We start from the raw sequence: 26,283 nt of genomic DNA, 5'->3' as shown, positions 1-26,283 counted from the left end.
CATCGGCCGTGCCGCCGCCGGCCGTGTCCGGCCCCGACAGCCGCGTGGTGCCGCTGGAGCCCTTCAACAAGTCGGTGGCCCTGTCGCTGGGCGTCGAACTCGAACTGCAACTCGTCAACACGCACGACTACGACCTCGCGCCCTATGCCGAGGACATGCTGCGCCTGATGGCCCTGACCCCGCTGCCCGGCAGCGTCGTGCCCGAGATGACCTCGAGCATGATCGAGATCTCGACCGACATCTGCCACTCGGCCAAGGACGTGGTGGCACAGCTCTCGCCCATTCGCGACGCGCTGGTGAAGAACGCCGACAAGCTCAACATCGCGGTGGTGGGCGGCGGCACGCATGCCTTTCAGCAGTGGCACGAGCGGCGCATCTACGACAAGCCGCGCTTCCGTGAACTCTCGGAGCTCTACGGCTACCTGTCGAAGCAGTTCACCATCTTCGGCCAGCACGTGCACATCGGCTGCCCCGATGCCGACGGAGCGCTGCTCATGCTGCACCGCATGTCGCGCTACATCCCGCACTTCATCGCGCTGTCGGCCTCGTCGCCCTTTGTGCAGGGACAAGACACGCAGTTCGACTCCGCGCGGCTCAACTCGGTGTTCGCGTTTCCGCTGTCGGGCCGCGCGCCGTTCACGCTGTCGTGGAAAGAGTTCGGCAACTACTTCGAGCGCATGACCCGCACCGGCGTCGTGCGCAGCATGAAAGACTTCTACTGGGACATCCGCCCCAAGCCCGAGTTCGGCACCATCGAGATCCGCGTGTTCGACACGCCGCTGTCGGTGGAGCGCGCCGCGGCGCTGGCCGGCTACGTGCAGTCGCTGGCCGCCTGGTTTCTTCAGGAGCAGCCCTTCACGCCCAGCGAAGACGACTACCTGGTCTACACCTACAACCGCTTCCAGGCCTGCCGCTTCGGCCTGGACGCGCTGTACGTCGACCCTGCCAGCGGCAGCCACATGCCGCTGCGCGACCACATCCTGATGACCATGACCCAGCTCGAATGGCACAGCGAGGCGCTCGACGCCACCGAGGCCTTGTCGCTGCTGCGCACCAGCGTGGAGGCCAACCGCAACGACGCACGCTGGCTGCGCGAGCGGCAGGCCAAGGAAAGGCTGCTCGCCGAGGTCGTGCGGCAGTCGGCCATGCGCTTCCGGCACGGCTGATCCTGCGAGGCCAGACGTGGGCGAGTTCGACCTCATCGCGCGTTATTTCAAGCGCCCCGCGCGCCGCTCTCCGCTGGGCGTGGGCGACGACTGCGCACTGCTCGCGCTGGCCCCGGGCATGCAGCTCGCGGTGTCGATGGACATGCTGGTCGAAGGCAGGCACTTCCTCTCCACCGTCGAGCCCGCGCGCCTGGGCCACAAGGCGCTGGCCGTCAACCTGAGCGACCTGGCCGCCTGCGGCGCGAAGCCCCTGGCCTTCACGCTGGCGCTGGCCTTGCCGTCGGTGGACGAAGCGTGGCTCGAAGGCTTTTCGCGCGGGCTCTTCGCGCTGGCCGATGCGCACGGCTGCGAGCTGGTGGGCGGCGACACCACGCGCGGGCCGCTCAACATCTGCATCACCGTTTTCGGCGAGGTGCCGGCCGGCGCCGCGCTGCTGCGCTCGGGCGCCCGGCCGGGCGACGAGCTGTGGGCCAGCGGCACGCTCGGCGATGCGCGCCTGGCGCTGGAAGTGTTCCGCGGCACGCTCACGCTGCCGGCCGATGGCTTCGCCCAGGCGCGTCGCCGCATGGAGCAGCCCGAACCGCGCGTCGCACTCGGGCAGGCGCTGCGCGGCATCGCGACGGCGGCGGTCGACCTCAGCGACGGCCTGGTGGGCGACCTGGGGCACATCCTCGACGCCAGCGGCGTCGGCGCTACGGTCGATGCCGACGCGGCCTGCGCGCTCATCGGGATCGATGGCGCCGCCGGGCTCGATCTGGCCGTTCGCCGCACCTGCGCATTGGCGGGCGGCGACGACTACGAACTGCTGTTCACGGCGCCGTCTGCCGCGGCCGAGGCCGTGCAGGACGCCGGACGCCGAAGCGCGACGCCGGTCGCGCGCATCGGCCGCATCGAAGCCGCGCCGGGCCTTCGCATCGTCGATGCAGCCGGGGCCACCGTCGCCCAGGCGTTCACGGCCTTCGACCATTTCGGGCCTGAGCACGCGGCCTGAGCGCGGGGCCTGAGCGCCGGCCCGATCGAGCGTCGAAGCGGTCGGGCCCGTACACTCGCGGGCATGGTCAACAACTCCACGAAGGCCGAGCGATCCATGCAGCCGGTGGTCGAGCTGCGCAGCGACGCGACGGGATACACCTATGGCATCCGCGCGCCGCGCGCGGGCGGCGTCGTTCCACCCGTGTCCTTCAACGAAGGCGGATTCGTCGGCCTGGCCGACTGCCTGCTGCACGTGGCCCGAGGCATGGGCGCCAACTTCAGCCGCGTCTACGTGCGCCTCGAAGGCCACTGCGTCGGAGAACACGACATCGCCGCCTTGCTGGACGATCCGGACCTGGTCGCCGCCGAGCTGGTGGCGGCCCATCGCGCATCGAAAGCCAAACCCGAGCCGGTGCGCGTCGAGCGCCTCACCGACGACCTGCTTCGCTGATTCTTCCCCCCATGCTCCGAAACCTCATCACCCGCATCCTCTTTCGCATGCTTCGTGAGATGGAGCAACTCAATCGCCGCCATTCGTTGCATGGCGACAGCCCGTACTTCGACCTCGACAAGTTTCCCTGGACGCGCGAGGTGGCCAAGCACACGGCTGCGATCCAGCAGGAGCTGGACGGGCTGCTGCCACAGGTGCAGAGCCTGCCGAACTTTCAGGACATCTCGCCGGACCAGACCATCCTGACCACCGACGCCGGCTGGAAGACCTTCTTCTTCGCCGGCTACGGCGTCGAAAGCGAGAAGAACCGCGCACGCTGCCCGCGCACTGCACAGGCCCTCGACCTGATTCCGGGCATGACCACCGCGTATTTCTCGATCCTCGCGCCCGGCAAAGTGCTGCCGATGCACCGCGGCCCCTACAACGGCGTGCTGCGCTACCACCTCGGGCTGCGCATCCCCGCCGTCGACGACAGCTGCGCCATCCGCGTCGACGGCATCCAGCGCAACTGGGGCGAAGGCGATGCGCTCGTGTTCGACGACACCTACCAGCACGAGGCCTGGAACCGCACGCCGCACTGGCGCATCGTGCTCTTCGTCGACTTCCTGCGGCCCCTGCCGCTGGTGCCGAGGTTGCTCAACAACGCGATGATGGCGATCATCCGCACCACGCCCTTCGTGCGCGTGGCGGCGCGCAACCAGGCGCGCTGGGAGGCGAGCTTCTACGGCTGACGCCCGGTTGCTCAAGACCACGCCTCGCATCGAATCCACATGACCACAGCGCTCCTCGTCATCGATGTGCAGCAAGGCCTGTGCGAAGGTGAGCATGACGCCTTCGAGTCGCAAGAGGTCATCGGTCGCATCAACCAGGTGTCGAAGAAGGCGCGCGCCGCCGGAGCCTTGGTGGTCTTCATCCAGCACGAATCGACAACGGGCTACCTCGAATTCGAAACGGATGCCTGGCAACTGGCGCGCGGCCTCGACATGGCGCCGTCGGACCTGCGCCTTCGCAAGACCACGCCGGACTCGTTCCATCGCACGACGCTGGAGCAAACTCTGCGAGAGCACGGCGTCACGGAACTCGTCATCTGCGGCATGCACACGGAGTTCTGCGTCGACACCACCACGCGCAGGGCGCTCGCGCTGGGCTTCCCCGTCATCCTGGTCAGCGATGCGCACACCACCGAAGGCAATCGGCACCTGTCCGCGACGCAGGTGATCCGGCATCACAACGAAACGCTCACGAACATCAGCAGCTTTGGGCCGAGAGCGCGGGCCGTTTCGGCCGGGGACTTGAGCCTGGGTGTCGACGTCGGTGTTGGCGTCGACGTCAGGTAGCCGAATCGCGCTTCGGCAGCAACGCCTCCAACACGAACCGCGTCGGCCCGCTCGCCCCTCGGTCGCTGACTGCAAGACCCAGTTGCCGCCAAAGCGCAGGGCTCAGCGGGCGGACGGCGATACGCGTATCGCGCACGGAATCCTGCGATTCCTCCGGCAGCAGGGCTGCACCGTAGCCGGCGGCGACCAGGGTCCGGATCGCATCGTTGTAGTTGAGCTCGATGCGCGGCCGGCAGTGGACGCCGGCCGCCGAGAACCATTCGGCGGTCTGGCGGTACAGGCGCGTGGAGGCGTCGTTCATGATCAGCGGCCGCTCGGCCAACCACTGCGGCGTGAGCCGCTTCGGCGCTTTCCAGGCCGCCGGCAAGAAGGCGACGACCGCCTCGCGCCGCAGCGGCGTGACGTGCACGCCCCGCATCGGCGCCTGCGGCAGCGCCACGACCGCGAGGTCCAGGCTGCCCGCGGCCAGCCGCGTCATGCTGTCGTTGGAAGTCAGCACCTGCACGTTGACGTCGATGCCGGGATGGTGCCGGGCAAGACGTTCGAGCGCAGGAGGCAGCAGGTGCGCAATGGCGCCGGTCGAGGCACCGACGCGCACGCGGCCCGTCTGGCCGGCGAGCTGGCGCCGAACGTCTTCCACGGCATCGTCCGCGTCGGCCAGCAACCGGCGGGCGCGCGCGATGAAGCGCTCCCCTAACGCCGTGGCTTGCGCGGGCCCGCGACCGCGAACGAGCAACTGCCCCCCCAGGCGTGACTCGAGTTCCGCGATCTGCACGGTGACGGTCGGCGCCGCCAGATGAAGGGCGCGCGCCGCATTGGCCAGGGAGCCCAGGTCGGCGATGGCCACCAGGGTGCGCAGATGGTCGAGGCTCAGTTCCCGCATGCCGCCAATTTAACGTTTCTTAATCTGGAGTTCAGTAAATTCAGCTGGAGCCATCGAGGCCGCATGCCTACGATCGCAGCCTATGGACCACACCATCTTCATCGACGGCGACCAAGGCACCACCGGCCTCGACCTGCAGAACCGCCTGTGCGGCAGCGACTTCCGCATCCGCACCCTGCCGGCGGCCCTGCGCAAGAACCCGGATGCCCGGCGGGCCGCGCTCAACGCATGCGACATCGCCATCCTGTGCCTGCCCGATGCGGCCGCGCGCGACGCGGTGGCGATGATCGAGAACCCGGCCGTGCGCGTCATCGACGCCAGCTCGGCCCACCGCACCAGCCCGGACTGGGTCTACGGCCTGCCGGAGCTCGACGCCGGCCAAGGCGCACGCATCGCGTCGGCATCGCGGGTGACCAACCCGGGCTGCTATCCCACCGCCGCGGTCGCGCTGCTGCGCCCGCTGACGGATGCCGGCCTGCTGCCTGCCGACTATCCGCTGGTCATCCATGCGGTGTCGGGCTACTCGGGCCAGGGCCGCGCCGGCGCGGAGGCGCACGAAGCCGGAGCGGCGGCGCATTCGCTCAAGGTGTACGGCCTGGCGCTCGAACACAAGCACGTGCCCGAAATCGAGGCCTACGCCGGCCTGGCAGCGCGGCCGATCTTCGTGCCGGCCTATGGCAGCTACCGGCAGGGCATCGTGCTCACCATCGGGCTGCACACGCGACTGCTGCCCGCGGATGTGTCCGGCGCGCGCATCCACGAATGCCTGGATGCGCGCTACCGCGATGCGGCGCACGTGTGCGTGATGCCGATGTCTTCCGAGTCGCCGGCGGTCGAGCTGGACCCACAGATCCACAACGGGTCGAACGACATGAGCTTGTTCGTTGCATCCAATGAGCGCACGGGCCAGGTCGTGCTGGGCGCGGTGCTGGACAACCTGGGCAAAGGTGCGGCGGGGGCGGCTGTGCAGAACCTGCGGTTGATGGTGAGGGGGCTTTCTGCGGCGACATTCCCGATTGGTGAGGGAGCGCAGCAATGAAGGACTCACAGCAAGACTAGCCGCAGTCGCGACCGAGTACCTCGCCAAGGCCGCGACGGACGAAGGTAGGTCCGCTTCAGACTGGTCGCGGTCTTTTGAACGTTGCTCCCGACCGACCGCTATCCTCAGCGTAGCAGTCGCTCTAGTCCGACGATTCAATCTATTTACCGACGATGGGCCTTCACGGTCCCTTGGGGGAAGCGCCAGCGTCAACACCGCTTATTCGCGATTTCCTTCAGCGTGCAGAGTTGGGGCTTGTGCGTTTCTTTAACAAGCTAGATGCTTGGCCACCGAGGTGTCAACCCCAAGAGTCTTGCCCTGCCGCAGGCATCGCCGAAGCTGACAACGCCGACTTGGACCGTATGGTCAGTGCTCGGCGCTGTTATAGGGGGCTGCCGCTGGTGCCAGTTCAGGCATCCTTGCCGGTTTCGGCCGCGCAGAACCCGGCACTCGGCAAGACTGCACCGTAGGTGGTTTCGCAGAGTGAGTGCCGTGCGACGGGCAGCGTAACCTCAATGAAAAAGCGGGACTTTGTGCCCTTAGCTCCGTGAGGCCCCATCGAGTGGTCACTAACCGTGTTTCTCGGTGTGAGCGGCGCGGGCCTGAATGAGTGAAGGCAAATGCGGCAGTGCCGGGGAGAGGGAGCGTCGCGACCTTGGTCAGTCTTCTGCCTCGGCGCACACTTTGGCGGAAGCGAGCGCCGGAGCGACACCACGCCACACGCCACGGCTCAGTCCGTCAATCGACCGCAGGTCCGAGCTTCATCACCGGATGTGCGCGGTCGCCGCCGCCGCCGTCATAGCTGGCCAACAAAACCCTGTCATTCTCTTTGACGGCTTCGGGCCCGTAAACGCTCTCTACATGGAAGAAGACGTCTTTAGCGCGTCCAATCGATAGCCAGCCAAACCTCCCATGGTCGTAGATCGTTTTCACCGTGCCCACCGTGCGCTCGCCTGGGGTATAGCAAAGGTTTCCGCAACTCGCAACGAGATGGTCCGCGCTAGGTCGGTCGCTTGGATCGCGCTGCATGCACGACAACGCGAGGTCCATCACCTCACTCGCCAGCGGGGCAAATTGCGGGTTGGCGGTCAAAAAAGCGGGCTGCGCCGGCGGCTCGGCGGCAAGAATGGCACGCACCGAGCGCAGCCCCTCGCCGTACGGCGTTTGGCCGGTCAGCATGTGATACATCATGGCGCCGAGCGACCACACGTCCGCTGCGCGCCCCACCTCTGCCGGCGTGTCGATGGCTTCGGGCGCCATGTATGGCAGCGCGCCCATCACCGTGGCTGACTGAAACATGGACGCCGTGCCGCCCGCGATGGCTTCGTCCATCACTTCCCCGGCGAGCTTTGCGATGCCAAAGTCGGTTACCTTGATCTCGTGCAGGGAGTAGCCGCCCATCACCATAATGTTGCTCGGCTTGAGGTCGCGATGGATGACGCCGGCATGGTGGGCGGCCGCGACTCCTTTGGCGAGGTGGTGCAAAATCTTCGCAGCGAGGTACGGGTCCACAAACCTCGTCTCCTGAAGTAGGGCCTTCGACAGGTCTCGACCTTCGATCAGTTCCTCGATCAAATATCTGTCGTCGCCGACTCTCAGATAGTCAAGCGTCTTGGCGACGTTGGGATGGTTCACTTGCGCGGCGACGATCGCGCTGCGCTTAAACCTTTTGCTCGCAGAGGTGTTCTTGGGGGTTTTTAAGGCGACCCGCCGGTCGGTGAGGACATCTTTCGCCTCGTAGACGAACTGCATGCTCCCCGCGTCGATGTAGCGGACGATCTCGTAGCGATCACCGACTAGATCCCCCTGGTCAAGCGGTCCGGTCACAGGACGAACTCCGGGTGCGAGATGTCGAAGGTAATATGCCTTCGCCGGCCTTTGTGCTCAGCGGCTCCAAGGGTCACAACGCATGAACCGGGCAAGACGTCTCCTACAGCCACGCGCTTGTTGTTGATAAACACCTCCGGCGTCAGCTCGACCACCTTGAAGTCCAGTCCGTCGTAGCCGATCCTCACTTGACCCAACGGTAGCAGGCTGAGGTTGACGGAGTCGGAACTGGAGTTGAGGTACGACGGCTGCCCCTTGAACACCACAAGAGCGCGATGCCGTCCGTGGAGGATGTGCTTGGCCAAGAGGTCGCGCACGGTAGACATGTCTGGACGCTCGCTCGCGTTCTGCGCCAAACATGCGTCCAGAACTTCTGCGATCTCGTCGGCGATGTCGTAGTCGGTGTCTTCAAAATAGCTGCCACCTCCAAAAGTTGGAGGCTGCTCCATAAGTTCGTCGGGAAGCTCCCGGGTCGCGAGATACAGCGCGGTCGCCCCGAACGCGTAAACGTCGACGGCCTTAGTAAACCGAACGGAGCCCACGTATAGCTCAGGCGCAGCGAACCCTCTCGTTCCCACGAAGCCCAGCGTCGCGGCCGAGGGGCCTTCGTCGCGCGCCAACCCAAAATCGAAGATCTTCACGACGCCCTCGCTATCGATCTTCATGTTGTTAGGCTTGATGTCCCGGTGGATCACTCCAAGCGCGTGAATGTCGCTGATCCCCGACGCGATCTGCCAGAGCTGCTTGTATAAGCCCGTGGTGTCGTGCGGCGAGATGCCCTCGTCGAACAGATCGACGCCAGAGATGAACTCTTGAACGATGCCGATCTCGTCGCGCGACGGCTGCAACACATCGTAAATCTGAACGACGTGCTTGGAACGCATCTTTGCCAACGCGCTCAGCTCGTCGAGCATGCGGCGCCGGTGCGTCGCTCCGTGGATCACCTTGATCGCCACATCCCGCTGGAGCGTCCGGTCCTTGCACGGTAGAACCGACCCCATGCCTCCATCGAGCGGATCGCCAGTGGGTTCGTATCGAGCTGGCAGATCCATGGTTTTCTCACTTCTGCTTGCTTTGGAATTCCATGACGAACAGGGGCGGTTCATCAGGCAAGGCATGCGCGCCATCCTCTTCGGCCGATTTTCGATTGTTGGAGGGCTTCGTCTTCTTCGGCCCATTTGTTTTGCGAGGCTTCTTTTGAGACTTCTCGGACGCGAAAGGCGTCGCGGACGGCGCTGGCGCCTCGACTGCGTCGGGGAGCGCAGGTTCGACCGACGCCATGGCGGGCGGCGCGGGGTGGCGAGCGTCGAAAGGCTCAATGCTCGACGGCTTCGCCGCCGCGATCGCGGGCGTCTGGCTGACGATGATCTGCAAGTCGCCGAACGGGTCCCAAATTTCCAAAGCTGATGAGAATTCTGGTTCACGCTCCTGCGCGTCAAGCGCGAGGCCCATCACGCACGCGCTCGCGTTGTCGTGGCCGCCGCAAGCTTTAGACAAGTCCGTCAACCGGCGGACGCAAACGCCAGGATCGGGCGCGTAGGCGATGATCGCCTCGAACCACGGGGTGCTGTCGAGAAAATGCACGCCGTCGGACGCAAGCAGCACTTGGCCCGCTGGACTATCGATCATCCCCAAGCCTGGCTCGATGGGATTGCCAATGCCGATGAATTGGAGCAGCTTGGATTGGTCGGGGCCCGCTTCGCGGCCCTTACCAAGCTGCCCGGCGATGGTGTCGTCGGTTGAAAGGCGAACGAGCTTGCCAGCTAACTGGTGATAGACGCGGCTGTCGCCGATATTCGTCCACGCGACTTTGCCATCCGCGCCCATGAGCGCAGCGACCAACGTCGATCCTCCATCACCCCTGAACTTCGCGTGCACCGCCACGTTGGCCACATCCACCGCCCGGGGCAGCCACTCGTGAAAGGGCGAGCCGGCCCTGGCTTGCTCCGCGACTTCGGCGAAGAGGCCCGCGAGCGCCATCGCGGCGCAGAGTGCGCCGTCTTGCATTCCGCCGATCCCGTCGGCGACGGCCGCCACCGCAAAGGGTCTGCCGTCCTTGTCCCACCCCCTCGCCACGGCCACTCGGTCTTGGTTGTCCGCGCGCACGCTTCCCACTTCCGTTGCGACGGCGGCGGCTAGCGCGGAGACGCGGCGCACCCCAGAGCTGGCGGTGCGTCTCATGAACCAACCGGTTAGCTGTTTCTGGATGTGATGGGTGGAGTCCATTAGGGTTCTAGCGATCAAGTTGATGTTAAACCCCTCCGATGCGCTTTTCAGGTCGTAGGCGGCGCTCATGCGAGCGACCAACGGTGTGTCAACGAGTGCCGGAAGCATCGCCGCCTCCAGTGCTCTAGGCTCAACAGCCCAGAGAATCTTCACGCATGACGTCTAGTTGTTGAGCCATTCGGGAGGGATGAGTTTGACGCCTCCTCTCCAACGCTCCACGACGGCTTCTCGAAACCAGTCTTCTTTAAGATCGGCGTGATCCATGATGATGATTTGAAGCGTAGGCGAAAGTTCTTTCGCAGCCTGATCGACTAAATTAAACAAGCTTCTGACCGCCTTGCGGTCATCATCCTCAAGTACATCAAGTGATCCTTCAACATCCTGGCTAGGGGGGTAGTGAGCTTGTGAGGGCTGATCGAGGATCAGGAAGGCCGGCACGGGGCGCCCCTTCTTTCGGAACCACCGATGCAGAGCAAGGTGAGCAAGGATGTGATAGCCGACCCAGTTTTCACCACTGCCCATCTTGTAAAGTGGCACTGGCCCATCCTCAGTGTCTGCCACAACGGTCAGGTTTCGAATGTCGAGGCGAAGCTGGGAGTTTGAATGCTCCAGCTCCAGTTGTGCGGCGTACTCCGTCATGTGGTGGCCGATGATGTTCAAGAACGCCCGCAGCTTTTCCTTTACTGTTTCAGAGTCGAGTTCAGCTTCGAGCATAGTCACGCGAGCACGCATCAAGTCGACTCGAGACTTGAGCGTCGAGTCCGCACGCGTTTCCCCGGCTGTTTCGACATACTGAATGACCTTGCCGATGACGCGTGCGCGCAGAATGAAGGTGTCCTGCTGCACCTTCTGAATTTCGTTTTCTCGGATGCGTGCGCTTATCCTTTGTTGGTTCTCCCGCAGCCTATTCTCAAGCGCGTCAGCTTCTGCCTCTAGCGAAGCCAGGCGCATTTGCAGTCGAGGATTTTCTGCTTCGACTGCCTGTAGGTCTTGAGTGAGGTCCTGCAGCGAGCTGAGGATTTCTGTGACCGCGGGCACAGGAGCCGACAGCACACTGGAGCACACGGGGCACTGTTCGGGATCATGGTCGGAGTTGTGCTTGAAGAGGCCAACAGCACTGAGCCTCGCTCTCTGTTCTTTCGCTTCGCGTTCAAATCCACCGGTCTCGGCGGTGAAGAGCTTTGTTGAGCGAATCTCGGCGTTGACGCGCTCAAGGTCGGTTCTGAAGCTCTGCCGTTCAGCGCGCAGATCCGCAAGATCAGCTTCTCCGTCAGCAATGATCACGTCGTCCCGCGCGCGATCTTCTTTTGCGATCCGGCGCAATGCGGCGAGCGCTGCCTCGCTATCTGGGGCGCGATAGCGTTCGTCGACAAGTCCCACCTGGCGCGCTTCGTCAAGGAGCATCATGGCCCGGGGAAGTGCGCGCGTATCGACCTCTTCGGCGTCGCGCAACTGCCGTTCAAGTTGACGCAACTGCCGACGTGCTTGGTCCAGTTGCGCTTGCTTGAGAAGTCGCTCCTCATCTACGGCACCAAGGAAGTACGGGAACGTGTCCCGGATCGCTTGGCCGATGAAATCCTCGCCCTGTCGATGAAACAAGCGTTGTTTACTGTCAATGTCATTCTGATCTTGCAGCGAGAACAGAAGCGCGTGCCTGAAGTTCGCTTCGAGAGGATCTCTCGTCTGCAAATCCGGTCGGTGTTCGTTCTCGCTGATGCCAATGGCGCTGCCTAAAAACTTTTCGAGAGCATCGACGGTGATGTTCTTGTGAAGTTCTTCAAACGGCGGAATTTCGATTGCCTTTCCCCGCGCGATGTAAACATCGGGGCTCGTCTTGTCTCCAACGCCGGGGTTCTTGCGTGCGACAAAAAGTTGTCCCTCACCGAGCTGGAAGATGATGGCATACCAACTCACATGCTTGCGTATGACGCCTGCTGCGACGTTACATTCGCTGCGGCCCGAGCAATAGTCGATGATGTCGATGATCGCGGACTTGCCCGTCTTCGAGGCACCAGTGAGGATGTTCATCGCCCCCAGCCGGAACGAGACCTCGCGGATTTCACCGCGATGGCTGTATAGGACGATCTTTGCGATCTGCATGCTCATGGGGTAACTCCCCAGGCGGCGTAGATCGTAGAAGTCGTTCCCGCATTGGCAAACCAACGGCCTAGAAAGCCTGCTGCTTCTACGGTGTCGGTGGTTTCCTTAGTGAACATGTCGGTGCGTGCTGGGGTGGGTGCTTTGTACTTGCTGGTGGTTTTCAACGCGGCCCCATCGAGAGCGAGTGAACCTTGGCGAATTCCAAACATGACAGCTTCCTGCGTGGCAGGCCTTAGCCCGGCAGCGCGTTGAGAAAATCCCACGAGTACCGGTTTGTGCTCTTGCAACCAGGGCAGCAATGTGGTGATCGTGGAATGAGGCAGTTCTTCTCGCGTCTTTTCGTGCAAGACGATGGGGAGTACGAGAAAGGCGAGTGCGAAAGGCAGAGGGCGTTCGGCCTTCTTGGCATAGTCCTTAGTCGCTACCGCTAGGAGCGTCGCGCAGTAGGCGGGATTGAAAAGGTTAGCCTCTTCGACTACGCGACTCGTCCATGCGCGGCTCACGATGCAACTCCCTTCGTGCTGCTTTCGGGCTGGTCAAATTCAGGGTGCCAGCCCACAGCGTGACGGTTGGCGAGAATATGGAAGCTGCCGTGCGTCAGAAAGCGTTGGGCCAATGAACGCAGCGGCAACAGCGCATCTTGTTCCGCCCACTGATAGAGCTTCTGTCCTGATGCAGTTTTGGTCTTTTCATCACAGAGCATGGGAAGGTTGTCGACCATGGCGGCAAAGCGCGGTTGCCATGCCTCAATTAGATCTTGCTCATACTGCTCGACTTCGCCGTCAAGGGTGAGTTTTTCTCTTGCCCATTTGGACCGTTGCTCCGATGCGCGGTAATAGTCGCGGATGGCCCACTCGATGCGTTGAGCGCCTACGTTGACGCGCCGAAGTTGTGCAACGAAGGGACGCTTGTCGAGGTCAGCAACGATGGACGTTGGCGGCTGGGCGCTTGCAAACTCGACGGGCAGACGGCTGCGCGAGAATTCTTCACGGAGTTCATCAAGCTTGCTATCTATGGCGAGCACGGACACATCCGATCCGGATAGCAGGATCCTTGTCATTAGCCCAAACCACCAGCCCTCAAGACGTTCGACAAGTTGCCCGACATGTTCTTTGGGAACCGCGAGCCTGACAGCTTGACAAAGCTCGTCCCATACATCTGCGATGTTTGCTGAGCGGTCCAGAATGGATACGGCGTTCAGCAAACGTTGCTGTAAAAATTCGGAAAGTGATGTGAATGCAAGGTACGCCGGTGCGTTCTTCTTACTCTTTGACTTGGCCGCGACTTTAAGCAAAAGGGTGCGCGCTTTATCTGGATCGCGGTCGGCAGCGCGCAGGAACGACGCCGCTGTTCCAGCAGGCGCGGTCGCGGTGGTCGTAAGGATGAATGCCGTCTGGAAGGCCTTCTCATGGTCCGTCGCGACCTGCTCGCTCCAAATGCGCAGCGTACTCCAGAGATCTTCACTGGCGTCAGTGAGATCTCCTTTCTTGCTGACGTGATGCTTGGCTTGGATCTGGGCGACGGGGCCTTCGCCATCGGAAAACGAAATGTCGTCGAACTTCTCGATGCTTAGGAGCAACTCTGGACGAGTGGCAATTGCCTGCAGGCCCAAAAGTAGGGCGTATCTGCACTGGTACAGATAACCTGTCGCTGAGGCGGACGCGTCATATTGACTTTTCTTGTCTTCCGCAGTCATGAGATCTCCTGTGTGCCGGGGCAGGCTATACAAAACCGAAACTGCGTGAAACGTAACATACTGTCGCCCCCCGCCGTCTGCCCGTGCACTGCTCGGTGCTCCATCCCCGACGTTCAGTTGGCCCATCCGCTCAGAATTGCGACCAAGCCCGACTGGCGCGGGGTGAAGGGTCAGCTTTCGTGACCAAAGCAATCACTCATACACGGAAGACGAACGGTGTCAAGCGCTGCAGCACCGTCGCTCACGCAATTGCCGAATCCGCCTCATCACTCACCACAACGAGCAGCCAGATACCTGCACGCGGCAGCCACGCCCCGCAGTTCACCCATCAAAAGCCCAAGACAGGTCAAGGAATCCGTATCAGCTGCGGCTTCATCGATCGACGGCCCTGCCCGTTCAAGCAGCAACTCGATCACACGCAGGCCCCTCTCAATAATCGTGACCGTCGATTCGACACGCTGGGCCAGTCCGAGCCGCACGGCCTCGTCGCAAGCCTGCACATCGAGTTGTCCCGTCGGCGAAATCGGGACCTGCTTCAGCTCCGCCAACAGCCGGCGGATCGGCCCTAAGGTTGACCCAATGGAAGGGAGGGGATGGTGTGCGTCGGACTCTGTCATCCACCAAGTTTGCAAGGCTGAATCGCGCAACACCAGAGACCATAGTACGTGTTGCATTGGGCCATCACGCCCCACTGTCTCCAACACCGCCAAGCTCGCTTCCGACTTCGGCATGCCCACCTGCCAACGTGTCTCGCGCGCCGAGACAAGGCTCAAGAATTAGCGGGCTTCTCAACGCAAAACGAAAACCAATCTCCTATACTCCGCCGTCCGCCCGGCCCAAACCCGGCGCCCCCGCCAGCAAGACACCCGCCCCATCGCCTACGCGATGCCAGCACGGGTTCCAGCGAGCAGCTTCTTCACTGCTTTCCTGGACTTGCCATGGCACTCCTCGCTTCTCGTTCAATTCCTCCTTCGCGCCCGCGCGCCCTGCCCTGGCTCATCGCGCTCGGCTTCGCGCTGCCCGGCGCCGTGCTGGCGCAAAGCGCTGCACCATCGACCCAACGCGTCGCCGCCCTCAACGAGATCGTCGTCAGCGGCTCGCGCACCGAGCAGCCCAAGGACGACCTGCCCGCATCGATCGACGTGATCGACAGCCAGCAGCTCGAGCAGTCGCAGGCGCAGGACATGCGCGAGGCCGTGAGGGACATTCCCAACGTGTCGGTGCGGCGCGCCCCGGCCCGCTTCGGGCTCGCGGCCGGCGCCACCGGGCGCGACGGCAACGCCGGCATCAACATCCGCGGGCTGGACGGCAACCGCGTGCTGATCCTGGTCGACGGCATCCGCCAGCCGCGCAGCTACGTCTTCAGCGCCAATGCCTTCGGCCGCGACTACATCGACATCGGCCTGGTCGAGCGCATCGAACTGATCAAGGGCCCCGCGTCGGCGCTGTACGGCTCGGACGGCATGGCAGGCCTGGTCAACTTCATCACGCGTGAGCCGGGCTCGTACCTGCAAGGCGGCAAGAGTTTCGGCGGCAGCGCCACCATCGGCTACAGCGGCGACGACAACGGCAAGTACGTCGGCGCCACGCTGGCCGGGCGGCCCAGCGACGCCGTCGAATGGCTGATCTCGGGCAAGGTGGGCCGCAACGGCGAGTTGAAGAACCGGGGCGACCGCGCCATCGCCGGCGACGACCGTACGGTGCCCAACCCCGAGACCGACCGCGACGGCGCCTTTCTCGGCAAGCTGATCCTGCGCCCCAACGCGGACCAGAAGCACACCCTGAGCTTCGAGCACGTGCAGAAGCACAGTGACTACGACCTGCTGTCGGGCCTCACCTACCCGGCCAACAACGTCGCAACCTCGGTGATCGGACTGAACGCACGCAATGAGCTCAAGCGCGACCGGCTGAGCTGGGACGGCCGCCTGCGCCTCGGCGCCGCGCTGGCCGACGACCTGCAGGCGGTGGCGAGCTATCAAAAGTCGAGCTCGCGCGAATACGCGTTCGAAGACCGGCGCAGCGCCGCCGACCGGGTGCGCGACACGGTGTACGACGAGAACACGCTGCAGCTGGGCCTGCAGGCCGGCAAGACGCTGCGCATCGGCGACACGGGCTGGGCGCACAAGATCATCTACGGCGTCGACTACGTCCGCACCAATGTCGAGAACCTGCAGACCGGCCTGACGCCGCCGGCGGGCGAGAGCTTTCCGCTCAAGCGCTTTCCGGACACGCGCGAAACCAGCAGCGCCTTCTACATCCAGGACGAGATCTTCAGCGACCGCTGGAGCATCACGCCGGGGGTTCGCTTCGACCGCTTCAAGCTGGCGGCCGACCAGGCGGGCTTCAACGCGCAGGCCGTGTCGTTGAAGGACTCGGCCGTGTCGCCCAAGCTGGGCGTGCTGTACCGCTTCACGCCCGAGTGGAGCGCCTACGGCAACTATGCGCGCGGCTTCAAGGCACCCAACGCGTTCCAGGTGAACAACTTCTTCGAGAACGTCACGGCCGGCTACAAGACCATTCCCAACCCCGACCTGAAGCCCGAGCGCAGCGAGAACTTCGAGCTGGGCCTGCGTGCGCGCTGGGCCAACTTCAACTTCGATGCGGCCGCCTTCACCGGCGACTACAAGGACTTCATCGAAGACAACCGCCAGGTCGGCGGACGCGGCATTCCGCGCATCGATCCGCTGATCTTCCAGTCGGTCAACATCGCGCGGGCACGCATCAGCGGCTTCGAAATGAAGGGCGAGGCCAACTTCCCGCTGGCGGGCGGCGACCTGTTGTCGGTGCCCTTCGCCTATGGCCAGACACGCGGGCGCGACCGCACCAGCGGCCAGCCGCTCAACTCGGTGGACCCGCGCAAGGCCAGCATCGGCCTGAAGTACCAGGCGCCGACCTGGAACGTGCGCGTCGACGCGGTCTACCACGCGGCCAAGAAGCTGCAGGACATCGACCGCAGCGCGCTGCCGGGCGCGTACTATGCAATTCCGTCCGCCACCACGCTGGACCTGAGCGGACAGTGGCGCATCCGGCCCGACCTGCGGCTGAATGTGGCCATCGTCAACCTCACCAACAAAAAGTACTGGATGTGGAGCGACGTGCGCGGCGGGGCAGTCACAGCCACCAACATCGACGCCTTCACCCAGGCCGGCCGGCACCTGAACGTGTCGCTGGTCAAGGATTTCTGAGTGACTTCTCGAAAGGAAAGCTGCCAGATGAATTCCCCCGACATCCGACAACGCTTCGCCGAGTTGCGCGCCCAGGGCCGCCGGCACAAGGACGCGGCCGAGGCGCTCGGCCTGTCCGAAGGCCAGGCCATCGCCGCCCACATCGGCACCCACGACGCACGCCTGCAGGCGACGCCGCTGCGGGGCCCCTGGCTCGCGCTGCTGCAAGACCTGGAGCCCTGCGGCCCGCTGCTGGCGCTCACGCGCAACCACAGCACGGTGCATGAAAAGACCGGCGTGTACCAGAAGCTCAGTGGCGGAGAAGCCATGGGCCTGGCGCTCGGCGAAGACATCGACCTGCGCCTGTTCTTCAGCCAATGGCATGCCGGCTTCGCGGTGCGCGAGGCACCAGCCAGCGGTGACGGCGAGCCGTCGGTCAGCCTGCAGTTCTTCGGCCCGCACGGCGTGGCGGTGCACAAGATCTTCTTGCGCGAGGCCAGCGACCGCGCCGCCTTCGAGGCCGTGGCCGGGCGCTTCGCCGATCCTTCGCTGCAGGTCGCCTTCACGCCCGCGGCACCGAAGGCCGGGCCGCGCGACGATGCCGCGATCGACGGGGCCGGTTTTCGCGCGGCCTGGGGCGCGATGCAGGACACGCACGAGTTCTTCGGTCTGCTCAAGAACTTCGAGGTCGAGCGCCAGCAGGGCTTTCGCCTGGCCGAAGGCGAGTTCACGCGCCGCGCGAGCCGCGAGGCCGTGCGCTCGCTGCTGTTCGACGCGTCCTTCGACGGCACGCCGATCATGGTGTTCGTGGGCAGCCCCGGCTGCATCCAGATCCACACCGGGCCGGTGACGCGCATCGAGCCGATGGACATGCACGGCATGCAGTGGCTCAACGTGCTGGACCCGGGCTTCAACCTGCACCTGCGCGAGGACATGATCGACGCCGTGTGGATCGTCGAGAAGCCCACCAGCGACGGTGTCGTCACGTCGGTCGAGGCCTTCGACGGCAAGGGCGAGCTGATGGCGATGTTCTTCGGCGCGCGCAAGCCCGGCAAGCCGGAACTCGAAACCTGGCGCGCGCTGGTGCGCAAGCTGCCGGCTTTGGAGGCGGCCTCATGAGCGATCCCAATCTCAAGACCGTCGAGATCAAGGCCTTCGTGCCCGCCAAGGACTACGCGCTGTCGCAGCGCTTCTACCAGGACCTGGGCTTCACGCGCGCCTCCGAGGGCGGCGGCATCGCGTACTTCCACCATGTCAATTGCGCCTTTCTGCTGCAGGACTGGTACGTGAAGGAATTTGCCAAGAACCTCCAGATGCACCTGCTCGTGGAAGACGTGCAAGCCTGGTACGACCAGGTGCTGGCGAGCGGCATCGTCGAGCGTTACGGCGTGCGGGTCACCGAGCCGGTCAAGCAGCCCTGGGCCATGATCGACTTCAACCTCATCGACCCGGCGGGCGTGTGCTGGCGCATCGGGCAGAACATCCCGCGCGAACCATGAATGCCCTGGACACCACCATGCGCCGGCGCGATGCGCTGGCAATGCTGGCACTGCTGGGAGTTGGCACGCTGGCCTTGCCCGCACGCGCGCAAGGCGCGGCGCCCAGGCTCGTGACCATCGGCGGCGCCATCACCGAAGTGGTGTACCTGCTCGGCGCCGAAGGGCAGCTGGTCGGCACCGACACCACCAGCCTGTTCCCGGCGGCCGCGCAGAAGACGCCCAAGGTCGGCTACATGCGGCAGCTGTCCGCCGAAGGCCTGCTCTCGCTCAGGCCCGACGTGCTGATCACCACCAACGAGGCCGGCCCGACGGTGGTGCTCGACCAGGTGCGCAGCGCCGGCGTGCGCGTCGAAATGGTGGCGGCCGAGCACAGCTGGGCCGAGGTGCAGGCCAAGGTGCAGGCCGTGGGCCGCGCCGCCGCGCGCGAGGCGCAGGCCCGCACGCTGCAGGCCGAGCTCGATGCGCAGTGGGCCGCCACGCAGCAACAGGTGGCCGCGGCCAAGGGGCGCAAGCCGCGCGTGCTGTTCGTGCTGTCGCACAGCGCGCATCCGCAGGTGTCGGGCGAGAAGACGGCGGCCGATTCGATGATTCGCTATGCCGGCGGCATCAATTGCCTGTCGGGCTTCGCGGGCTACCGGCCGATGAATGCCGAGGCGCTGGCGAGTGCGGCGCCGGACGTGGTGCTCACCAGCCAGCAGAGCATCGAGGCGCACGGCGGCGCCGACAAGTTCTGGGAGCGGCCCGAGCTGGCACTCACGCCGGCGTACCGCAAGCGCGCGCTGGTCACGCTCGACGCGTTGCTGCTGCTCGGCTTCGGCCCGCGCCTGCCGCAGGCGGTGGGGCAGGCGCACAAGAGCTTCGTCGCTGCGATGGCATGAGCGCTACCTTGCCTGGCGCGCCTGTCGATCCGACCTGGATACCGCTGGCCGCGCAACTGCGGCGCTCGCGCCGGCTGGTGCTGATCGGTGCCGGCCTGCTGGCCTTGCTGTGCTTCATGTTGGCCGCCGGCACCGGCGCCTACGCGATCAGCCCGGGCCAGTTGCTGCGCGTGCTGTGGTCGCTGGTCACCGGCACCGCCGATCCGACGCCCGAGTATTTGGTGTTCGTCAACATCCGCCTTCCGCGGCTTTTGCTGGGCCTGGCGGCCGGCATCGGCCTGGGCATGTCGGGCACGCTGATGCAGGGACTGTTCCGCAATCCACTGGCCGACCCGGGGCTGATCGGCGTGAGCAGCGGCGCCGCGCTGGCCGCGGGCCTCACCATCGTGATGGGCGCCACGCTGCTGCCGATGCTGCCGCGCACGCTGGGCAGCTGGACGCTCGTGAGCATGGCCTTCGCCGGCGGCTTCGCGGTCACGCTGCTGATCTACGGCCTGTCGCAGAGCGAGGGCGGCACGCGCATGGCGCTGATGCTGCTGGCCGGCATCGCCGTCAATGCGCTGGCCGGCGCGGGCCTGGGCTTCCTGAGCGTGATCGCCACCGACGAGCAGCTGCGCAGCCTGCAGTTCTGGCTGCTCGGCAGCCTGGGCGGGGCGCGGTGGAGCGCGGTCGCGCTGGTGGGCACGGTGGTGATGCTGGCCTGCGCGGCAGCGCTGGCGCTGGCGGCGCCGCTCAACGCCATCGCGCTGGGCGAGAGCCAGGCCACGCTGCTGGGCGTGCGCGTCGAACGCACCAAGCGGCTGGCCATCCTGCTCACCGCGCTGGCCGTGGGCGCGGTGACGGCCACCACCGGCATCATCGGTTTCATCGGCCTGATCGCACCGCACTGGGTGCGCATGGTCGCGGGGCCCGACCACCGCACGGTGCTGCCGGCCTCGGGCCTGGTGGGTGCCGCGCTGGTGCTGGCCTCCGATGCGGTGGCGCGCACCGTGATGGCGCCGGCCGAGCTGCCGCTGGGCGTGCTCACCGCGGCCATCGGCGTGCCGATGTTCTTGCTGATGCTGCGGCACTTTCGCGGCCGCATCTGAAGAAGCCATGACCGAAGCGATGACCCTTCGATTCGACGCGCTCGAGCTGCGAGCCGGCACGCGGCAGCTGCTCGCGCCGTGCACGCTGCCGCTGGCGGAAGGCCGCGTGACGGCCATCCTCGGCCCCAACGGTGCCGGCAAGTCCACGCTGCTCGGCGTGCTGGCCGGCGCCCGCGCACCCGCTGCCGGAAGGGTGACGCTGGACGGACGACCGCTCGCTGCATCGAAGCCCGAGGCCCTGGCGCTGCGCCGCGCCCTGATGCCGCAGGAAAACGCGGTCGCCTTCGACTTCCGCGCGCATGAAGTCGTGGCGCTGGGCCGCTTCCCGCACCGCCACGCGCCCGAACCGGCCACCAGCCCCGACGGCGGCGAGGACGGCATCGTCGCCGCCGCCATGGCCCATACCGACGTGCAGGGCTTGGCGGCACGCGTGCTCAACACGCTTTCGGGCGGCGAGAAAGCGCGCGTGCAACTGGCGCGCGTGCTGGCCCAGCTCTGGCGCCCCCGGCCCGACGGCGCCGCGCGCTGGCTGCTGCTCGACGAGCCGACCGCTGCGTTGGACTTGTCGCACCAGCACGCCACCATGCGCCTGCTGCGCCGCTGGACTGCGCAGGGCGTCGGCGTGGTGGTGGTGCTGCACGACCTCAACCTCGCGCGTCGCTACGCCGACGACGCCCTGGTGCTCGACGGCCTCGGCACCCTGCACGCCGGCCCGGCCGCCGAACTGCTGCAGCCGGCGTTGATCGAGCGAGTCTGGGGCACGCCCTGCCAGCAGGTCAGCGCGGCGGATGGGACGCCGCAGTATCTGTTTGGTTGAAGGGCGGACCAAGGCAAACTGCCGCGGACGGCTGATATAGCTGCAGGGCGATGTCACCACAGCGGGTTACCTTTGGAAGCCCCATGTTCGGGTCAAGCAGGCCCGTTCGGCGAAAATACGCCCTTCGCCCAAAATCCGCGGCCCCCAGCCCGCGAGCCCGATGTCCAGCTACCTGTCCTACAAGCTCCTGATCCCCCTGATCTTTCTCGGTGCCGGCCTGTACGTGCACTTTCGCGGCCAGGTGCGGCATGGGCTGGGGCGGCAGTTGAGCGACCACTCGACCTTCTTCGCGCCGCTCAACGTGCTGATGTACTGGTTCTCGTCGGTGCCGTCGAAGCCCTACATCGACGTGAAGCAGTTCCCCGAGCTGAAGGTGCTCGAGCAGAACTGGCAGACCATCCGCGACGAAGGGCTGGGGCTGTTCGACGAGGGGCACATCAAGGCGGCGAAGGGCTACACCGACATCGGGTTCAACTCCTTCTTCCGCACGGGCTGGAAGCGCTTCTATCTCAACTGGTACGGCGACTTCCTGCCTTCGGCCAAAGGCCTGTGCCCCAAGACGACCGAGCTGCTGGCGGGCATTCCGTCGGTGCGCGCGGCGATGTTCGCGATCCTGCCGCCGGGTAGCAAGCTGGTTCGGCACCGCGACCCCTTCGCCGGCTCGCTGCGCTACCACCTGGGCCTGAAGGTGCCGCAGGACGCGGCCGCCTGCCGCATCGTGGTCGACGGCCAGTCCTACTTCTGGAAGGACGGCGAGGCGGTGATGTTCGACGAAACGTACATCCACTACGCCGAGAACAACACCGACGAGACCCGGCTCATCCTGTTCTGCGACATCGAGCGGCCGCTCAACAACCCGATCGCGCGCTGGATCAACCGCGAGATCGGCTGGCGCATGATCAAGGCCGCCGCCACGCAGAACGAAGAAGGCGAGCCCATCGGCGGGCTCAACAAGGCCTTCGCCCAGGTCTACAAGATCCGCGTGCTGGGCAAGCGCCTGAAGGCCTGGAACAAGCCCAGCTACTACGCCGTCAAGTGGGCGATCTTCGGCGGATTGTTCTACTGGCTGTTCTTCTGAGCGCGGTGCGCCCGGGCAGGCCTGCCAGGCCGCTCAATGCGAGTGGACGGAGCGAAGGTGAGTCGGCTCCTTCGAAGTGGCACTGGGTTCATGGGCCGCTTCCGACAGTCCCGCAAGAATGCCGCACTCCTCTGCGGACCTTTCATCGCAGCAACGCTGCCTGAGCTCCTGCAGTTGCTTCTCGAGCAGCCGCAGTTCCTCGATGCGCCTGGACACATGCCCGATGTGTTCGTCGAGCAGCGCGTTGACGTCGCCGCAGCCCGCACCGGGCGCGTCCTTGAAGCGCAGCAGCAGCCTCACTTCGTCCAGCGACATATCGAGGCTGCGGCAGTGGCGCACGAACTGCAGGCGCTCCAGATGCATGCCTTCGTACATGCGAAAGTTGCCCTGCGTGCGGGCCGGCGAAGGCAGCAGGCCCTCGCGTTCGTAGTAGCGGATGGTCTCGACCGGCGTCGATGACGCGGCCGACAGTTCGCCAATCTTCATGGGGTGCTCCGGGGAAGCTTGCGATTCGGTTGCTCGAATCAGCTGTACGAATCAGTGGTGCGATTCAGTTTAGGGGGCTTGACTCTGGAGTGGCTACAGGGTTTCAAATGGCCTTCCAGGAACAGGACCATTCATGACGAGCACCGGAATTCGAGAACACGGCCACCAGGATGCCGACTGCTGCAGCCACGACGACGTCGTGCCCGGGCCGGTGGTCGTGCCGCAGGCGCATCGGCATGAAGCCGCTGCGTGCTGCGACTCGGGTTGTTCGACGCAGGCGGCGGCGACTCCCCCGACTGCAACAGCTGCAGGTGGCTTGCTGCTGCGGATTCCGCAGATGGACTGCCCGGTCGAAGAAGGCCAGATCCGCCGCGCGCTCGAAGGCTTCGCCGAAGTACGCCGACTGCAGTTCGACCTTCCGGGCCGCGCGCTGGCCGTCGATGCGCCGGCGGCATCGTGGGAGCCCATCGTCTCGGCCATTCGCGCCGCGGGCTTCAAGACCGAAACGCTCTCGGCGCCGCCGCAGGCCGAAGACACGGCCCGGGCCCAGCGCCACGAACTGACGCGCCTGATCGCGGCCCTGGTGGTCGCCATTGCGGCCGAGGGCGTTCACTTCTTCGCGCCCGACACGATGGCCTGGAAGATGGTCGGCATGGCCGTCGCAGCGGGTGCCATTGCGCTGTCGGGCCTCGCCGTGTTCCGTAAGGGGCTTTCCGCGCTGCTGCGGGGCCAACTCAACATCAACGCGCTGATGAGCGTGGCCGTGATCGGCGCATTCCTGATCGGCCAATGGCCCGAAGCCGCGATGGTCATGGCGCTGTACTCGCTGGCCGAGCTCATCGAGGCGCGCTCGGTCGAACGGGCGCGCAATGCCATCGCCGGGCTGCTCGCGTTGTCGCCGCCGCAGGCGGAGGTGCGACAGCCCGATGGTTCGTGGGCGATGCGCGACGCCAAGGCCATCGACGTCGGTGCCACCGTACGCGTCAAGCCCGGTGAGCGCCTGGCGCTCGACGGGCGGGTGACTGAAGGCCAAGGCGCGGTCGACCAGTCGCCCGTCACCGGCGAGAGCATCCCGGTCGACAAGGGCCCCGGCGACGAGGTGTTCGCCGGCACCATCAACCAGAGCGGCTCGCTCGAGTTCGAGGTCACCAAGCCGGCGAGCGACACCGTGCTCGCCCGCATCATCCACGCGGTCGAAGAGGCGCAGTCGCAGCGCGCGCCGACGCAGCGCTTCGTCGATCGCTTCGCCGCGGTCTACACGCCGGCCGTCTTCGTGCTGGCGCTGGCCGTCGCCGTGGTCACGCCGTTGTGGCTCGGCTGGCCCTGGCTCACGGCGCTGTACAAGGCGCTGGTGCTGCTGGTCATCGCCTGCCCTTGCGCGCTGGTCATCTCGACGCCAGTCACGATCGTGAGCGGGCTCGCGGCGGCGGCACGGCGCGGCATCCTCATCAAGGGCGGTGTGTACCTCGAACAGGCGCGCCACCTGCGCGTGGTGGCGGTCGACAAGACCGGCACGCTCACCGAGGGCAAGCCCAAGCTGGTGGCGCAGCAGGTGATGCCGGGTTCTCTGCCCGACGACCAGGCGCTGCGCATCGCGCGCAGCCTGGCCGCGCGTTCGGACCATCCCGTGTCGAAGGCCGTCGCCGCCGGCCTGGCGGGCGAGCCGCTGCCGGTGGAGGACTTCGGTGCCGAGTTGGGCCGCGGCGTTCACGGGCGCATCGATGGCAAGGACTACGTGCTGGGCAACCACCGCTGGATTCACGAACGCGGCCAATGCTCCGACGCACTCGAAGCGACCCTGCAGGCGCACGAAGCCCAAGGCCGCACGACCTCTGTGCTGGCCAGCGGCGATGCCGTGCTGGCCGTGTTCGCTGTGGCCGACACCACCAAGGACAGCAGCAAGCAAGCCATCGCCGAATTGAAAGCCATGGGCCTGCGGCCTGTCATGCTCACGGGCGACAACCCGGCGACCGCGCAGGCGATCGCGCGGCAGGTCGGCATCGACGACGTGCAGGCGGGCCTCCTGCCCGAAGACAAGCAGAAGGTCGTCGCAGGGCTGGGCAGCGCCGGACAAGTGGGCATGGTCGGCGACGGCGTCAACGATTCGCCGAGCCTCGCCGCCGCCGCGGTCGGCTTCTCGATGGGCGCCGCCGGCACGGACATCGCCAAGGAAGCCGCCGACGTGCTCATCATGAACGACGACCTGCGCAAGGTGCCCGAAACCATCCGCCTGTCGAAGCGGACGCATGCGGTGCTGTGGCAGAACATCGTGCTCGCGCTGGGCATCAAGGCCGTGTTCTTCGTGCTCGCGGTGTTCGGCAACGCGAGCATGTGGATGGCCGTGTTCGCCGACATGGGGGCCAGCCTGCTGGTGGTCTTCAATGGGCTGAGGCTGCTCGGCGGCGTACGCAAGAAGGCCTGAATACCGAACGTCTTTCGTCATCGAACCCTTCGACATCGACTGCTACACTCCGCCGCGCATGCGCCGCCTCGTCCTCATCGTCATGATGTGCCTTCTGTCGTTCCAGTGGAGCTGGGCCGCGGCAGCGAGCGTCTGCGCGCACGAGCGGGAGCAGGACAAGGTGCACTTCGGCCACCACGCGCATCAGCACGGCGCGGCCGACGACACCCGACACGCATCGTCGAACGCAGGCGACGAGGCCACCGACGCCAGCGTCAACTACCACCCGGACTGCCAGGCCTGCCACGGCATCGGCGCGGCCTGCCTGGCATCGGTCGTGGCCGACGTGCAGGCGTGGGTCGACCACGGGGCGCTGCCGGCCTACGGCCGCTTCCTGCCCGATCCCCCCATCCAGAGCCTTCTGCGGCCGCCACTGCATCTCGTCGCCTAGCGGCTGACGAGGCGGATGTTTCTTGGGCGCCCAGCAGGGCGCCACGTCCTCGTCGGATTGATCGACCGGGAAGCCCGAGCTTCCTTTCACGACGAGAGTTTCATGAGAAAGCGACCCTGGGCATGGCCCGGCGTCCTGGCGATGGCGCTGATGGCGTCCGCATCGCCGGGTACTGCATCCGCACAGACTTCATTCATCCGGCAAGGCTTCGAAGCGGCCTGGGCACGCCAGCCCGAGCAGCGCTCCGCGGCCCTGCGGCACGAGGCCGCGGCCGCCCACCGCGCGGCCGCCGACCGGTGGACACCCGAGCCGCCATCGCTCGACCTGTCCGCCAGGACCGACCGCTACAACCGCAACGAAGGCGTGCGCGAGTACGACGCCAGCGTGGCCATTCCGCTCTGGCTGCCGGGCGAGCGCGCGCGGGCGCAGGCCAGTGCGTCGTCGGATGCCTCGGCGGTCGACGCGCGGCTCGCCGCGGCCCAATGGCGCCTGGCGGCCGAGGTGCGCGAGGCGTACTGGACCCTCCAGCGCGCCGGCAGCGAACAGCAGCTCGCTGCGCGGCGGCTCGCGAACGCGCGGCAACTGGCCGACGACGTGACGCGGCGCGTGCGTGCCGGCGACCTGGCCCGCGCCGACAGCCACCAGGCCGAGGGCACGGTCGCGGCGGCGGAGGCCGCGGTCGCGGAAGCCGAGGTCGGCCGCCTGCAGGCGGCCACTGCATGGA

25 protein-coding genes are annotated in these 26,283 nt (G+C 65.7%); 16 read left to right on the top strand and 9 right to left on the bottom strand.

Annotation, left to right across the window (positions count from 1 at the left end):
* Positions 1-47 precede the first annotated feature (47 nt).
* The 5 genes from B0W80_RS20675 (at position 48) to B0W80_RS20655 (ending at position 3,926) form a co-directional block, all read left to right on the top strand.
* The gene (locus B0W80_RS20675; protein ID WP_077001062.1) at positions 48-1,166 is read left to right on the top strand and encodes a YbdK family carboxylate-amine ligase; all 1,119 of its coding nucleotides are present in this window, start codon (positions 48-50) and stop codon (positions 1,164-1,166) included.
* A 16-nt stretch (positions 1,167-1,182) separates the two neighbouring features.
* Positions 1,183-2,157, top strand: coding sequence for a thiamine-phosphate kinase (gene thiL, locus B0W80_RS20670; RefSeq protein ID WP_077001040.1), 975 nt, complete (start codon positions 1,183-1,185; stop codon positions 2,155-2,157).
* 63 nt (positions 2,158-2,220) lie between these two features.
* Positions 2,221-2,589, top strand: coding sequence for a hypothetical protein (locus B0W80_RS20665; protein WP_077001039.1), 369 nt, complete (start codon positions 2,221-2,223; stop codon positions 2,587-2,589).
* A gap of 11 nt (positions 2,590-2,600) precedes the next feature.
* The gene (locus B0W80_RS20660; RefSeq protein ID WP_077001038.1) at positions 2,601-3,320 is read left to right on the top strand and encodes an aspartyl/asparaginyl beta-hydroxylase domain-containing protein; all 720 of its coding nucleotides are present in this window, start codon (positions 2,601-2,603) and stop codon (positions 3,318-3,320) included.
* Between the two features lie 39 nt (positions 3,321-3,359).
* Entirely contained in the window at positions 3,360-3,926 is a 567-nt protein-coding gene (locus B0W80_RS20655; protein ID WP_077001037.1) for a cysteine hydrolase family protein, read from the top strand.
* Here B0W80_RS20655 and B0W80_RS20650 read toward each other — a convergent pair.
* Positions 3,919-4,809: a LysR family transcriptional regulator gene (locus B0W80_RS20650; RefSeq protein WP_077001036.1), complete on the bottom strand. Its 891-nt coding sequence runs from the start codon at positions 4,807-4,809 to the stop codon at positions 3,919-3,921. The genes B0W80_RS20655 and B0W80_RS20650 overlap by 8 nt on opposite strands.
* Positions 4,810-4,891: 82 nt before the next feature.
* Between B0W80_RS20650 and argC the strand changes: the two genes are divergently transcribed.
* Entirely contained in the window at positions 4,892-5,848 is a 957-nt protein-coding gene (gene argC, locus B0W80_RS20645; protein ID WP_077001035.1) for an N-acetyl-gamma-glutamyl-phosphate reductase, read from the top strand.
* Between the two features lie 738 nt (positions 5,849-6,586).
* On the opposite strand, the gene B0W80_RS20640 is transcribed toward argC, so the two are convergent.
* From B0W80_RS20640 to B0W80_RS20610, 7 genes are all read right to left on the bottom strand, one after another.
* Positions 6,587-7,675, bottom strand: coding sequence for a serine/threonine-protein kinase (locus tag B0W80_RS20640; protein WP_077001034.1), 1,089 nt, complete (start codon positions 7,673-7,675; stop codon positions 6,587-6,589).
* Positions 7,672-8,727: a serine/threonine-protein kinase gene (locus B0W80_RS20635; protein ID WP_077001033.1), complete on the bottom strand. Its 1,056-nt coding sequence runs from the start codon at positions 8,725-8,727 to the stop codon at positions 7,672-7,674. Before B0W80_RS20635 ends, B0W80_RS20640 begins: the two co-directional genes overlap by 4 nt.
* Before the next feature lie 7 nt (positions 8,728-8,734).
* Positions 8,735-9,970 carry a PP2C family serine/threonine-protein phosphatase gene (locus B0W80_RS20630; protein WP_179106988.1) on the bottom strand — a complete coding sequence of 412 codons (1,236 nt, stop codon included), beginning with the start codon at positions 9,968-9,970 and terminating at the stop codon, positions 8,735-8,737.
* 93 nt (positions 9,971-10,063) lie between these two features.
* The gene (locus tag B0W80_RS20625; protein ID WP_077001031.1) at positions 10,064-12,007 is read right to left on the bottom strand and encodes a DUF3732 domain-containing protein; all 1,944 of its coding nucleotides are present in this window, start codon (positions 12,005-12,007) and stop codon (positions 10,064-10,066) included.
* A complete protein-coding gene (locus tag B0W80_RS35070) occupies positions 12,004-12,504 on the bottom strand; it encodes a three component ABC system middle component (protein ID WP_143684710.1) in 501 nt (166 codons plus the stop codon). Before B0W80_RS35070 ends, B0W80_RS20625 begins: the two co-directional genes overlap by 4 nt.
* Positions 12,501-13,697 carry an ABC-three component system protein gene (locus tag B0W80_RS20615; protein ID WP_077001029.1) on the bottom strand — a complete coding sequence of 399 codons (1,197 nt, stop codon included), beginning with the start codon at positions 13,695-13,697 and terminating at the stop codon, positions 12,501-12,503. The genes B0W80_RS35070 and B0W80_RS20615 overlap by 4 nt, the downstream gene beginning before the upstream one ends.
* Before the next feature lie 266 nt (positions 13,698-13,963).
* Positions 13,964-14,470: a hypothetical protein gene (locus B0W80_RS20610; RefSeq protein WP_143684709.1), complete on the bottom strand. Its 507-nt coding sequence runs from the start codon at positions 14,468-14,470 to the stop codon at positions 13,964-13,966.
* A 165-nt stretch (positions 14,471-14,635) separates the two neighbouring features.
* Here B0W80_RS20610 and B0W80_RS20605 point away from each other — a divergent pair, with 165 nt between their 5' ends.
* The 7 genes from B0W80_RS20605 (at position 14,636) to B0W80_RS20575 (ending at position 22,221) form a co-directional block, all read left to right on the top strand.
* Positions 14,636-16,882, top strand: coding sequence for a TonB-dependent hemoglobin/transferrin/lactoferrin family receptor (locus tag B0W80_RS20605; RefSeq protein ID WP_077001027.1), 2,247 nt, complete (start codon positions 14,636-14,638; stop codon positions 16,880-16,882).
* Between the two features lie 27 nt (positions 16,883-16,909).
* Positions 16,910-17,980, top strand: coding sequence for a hemin-degrading factor (locus B0W80_RS20600; RefSeq protein ID WP_077001026.1), 1,071 nt, complete (start codon positions 16,910-16,912; stop codon positions 17,978-17,980).
* The gene (locus tag B0W80_RS20595) at positions 17,977-18,360 is read left to right on the top strand and encodes a VOC family protein (protein ID WP_077001025.1); all 384 of its coding nucleotides are present in this window, start codon (positions 17,977-17,979) and stop codon (positions 18,358-18,360) included. The genes B0W80_RS20600 and B0W80_RS20595 overlap by 4 nt, the downstream gene beginning before the upstream one ends.
* Positions 18,357-19,238, top strand: a complete 882-nt coding sequence (locus tag B0W80_RS20590) for an ABC transporter substrate-binding protein (RefSeq protein WP_083745531.1) — start codon at positions 18,357-18,359, stop codon at positions 19,236-19,238. The genes B0W80_RS20595 and B0W80_RS20590 overlap by 4 nt, the downstream gene beginning before the upstream one ends.
* Positions 19,235-20,326, top strand: coding sequence for an iron ABC transporter permease (locus tag B0W80_RS20585; RefSeq protein ID WP_077001024.1), 1,092 nt, complete (start codon positions 19,235-19,237; stop codon positions 20,324-20,326). The genes B0W80_RS20590 and B0W80_RS20585 overlap by 4 nt, the downstream gene beginning before the upstream one ends.
* 19 nt (positions 20,327-20,345) lie before the next feature.
* Positions 20,346-21,143: a heme ABC transporter ATP-binding protein gene (locus B0W80_RS20580; protein WP_077001060.1), complete on the top strand. Its 798-nt coding sequence runs from the start codon at positions 20,346-20,348 to the stop codon at positions 21,141-21,143.
* 160 nt (positions 21,144-21,303) lie between these two features.
* Positions 21,304-22,221, top strand: coding sequence for an aspartyl/asparaginyl beta-hydroxylase domain-containing protein (locus B0W80_RS20575; RefSeq protein ID WP_077001023.1), 918 nt, complete (start codon positions 21,304-21,306; stop codon positions 22,219-22,221).
* Between the two features lie 33 nt (positions 22,222-22,254).
* Here B0W80_RS20575 and cadR read toward each other — a convergent pair whose 3' ends face one another.
* Positions 22,255-22,707, bottom strand: a complete 453-nt coding sequence (gene cadR / locus B0W80_RS20570; RefSeq protein WP_077001022.1) for a Cd(II)/Pb(II)-responsive transcriptional regulator — start codon at positions 22,705-22,707, stop codon at positions 22,255-22,257.
* A 133-nt stretch (positions 22,708-22,840) separates the two neighbouring features.
* On the opposite strand from cadR, the gene B0W80_RS20565 reads away from it, so the two are divergent.
* The 3 genes from B0W80_RS20565 to B0W80_RS20555 form a co-directional block, all read left to right on the top strand.
* Positions 22,841-25,129 carry a heavy metal translocating P-type ATPase gene (locus tag B0W80_RS20565; protein WP_373038855.1) on the top strand — a complete coding sequence of 763 codons (2,289 nt, stop codon included), beginning with the start codon at positions 22,841-22,843 and terminating at the stop codon, positions 25,127-25,129.
* A gap of 58 nt (positions 25,130-25,187) precedes the next feature.
* Complete coding sequence (locus tag B0W80_RS20560; RefSeq protein ID WP_077001021.1) at positions 25,188-25,559, top strand: hypothetical protein; 372 nt, start codon at positions 25,188-25,190, stop codon at positions 25,557-25,559.
* 102 nt (positions 25,560-25,661) lie between these two features.
* Positions 25,662-26,283: TolC family protein (locus B0W80_RS20555; RefSeq protein WP_179106986.1), on the top strand; the 622-nt coding region annotated here is incomplete at its 3' end.

The sequence above is a fragment of the Variovorax sp. KK3 genome, from assembly GCF_001984055.1.
GTDB lineage: Bacteria > Pseudomonadota > Gammaproteobacteria > Burkholderiales > Burkholderiaceae_C > Variovorax.
The sequence above is the reverse complement of the archived record's forward strand: the minus strand, read 5'-3'. Positions and strand labels throughout refer to the sequence as shown.